Annotated in this window: 1 protein-coding gene; it reads right to left on the bottom strand. The window is 42.7% G+C overall.

Going from position 1 to position 574, the window contains the following annotated elements:
* Positions 1-574: DJ-1/PfpI family protein (locus R8N49_RS29190; RefSeq protein WP_318190707.1), on the bottom strand; the 574-nt coding region annotated here is incomplete at both ends.

The raw sequence follows: 574 nt of genomic DNA, 5'->3' as shown, positions 1-574 counted from the left end.
TTTTTAGAATCAGCTCATCTCTGTGTTGCATGTAACGGAAAACATCACAGTATGAATGAGAGTTTCCACTGCTCTCTATTGTACTTAAAAACTGGTTACCAAGGTTTCGAGTGTGCTTTCCAAAATACTCTTCTACTATTTCCAGCATCACACTTGAGTGAGAGTAAGGTCCAGACGAAAGATAGACGTTTCCGTCAATGAGTGCTTTCTGCTCAGTCATGAGCATTATCTCAGGGAACAGTTCGCCAAAGAGGTGGGCGAAGTAAGAATGCATTACAGCTTTGTTTTGCTGCAAAAGACCGGCTTTCGCGACGACAAAAATACCAGTGTCAATTGCAACTATTTTGCTGCCTTTTAGGTGTAACTCTCTGATCCAATCGAACAATGCAGGATCGATATTATCTAACGATTCTAAAGGATCGCCAATTGAGCCAATGATTAATATGTTTGTAAAATCAAATGATTGCCATTGTGCGGTGGGTTGAACGCTGACCCCCCCTCGACCAATTAACGGCCGATTGTTTGGCGTAACGACGTGTGTCATGAAACCTTGGAACTCTGCAAATTCAGCCGC

It is taken from the genome of Vibrio sp. 1978 (assembly GCF_033344345.1).
Note: the sequence above shows the minus strand (reverse complement) of the source record. Positions and strands in the feature narration are given on the sequence as shown.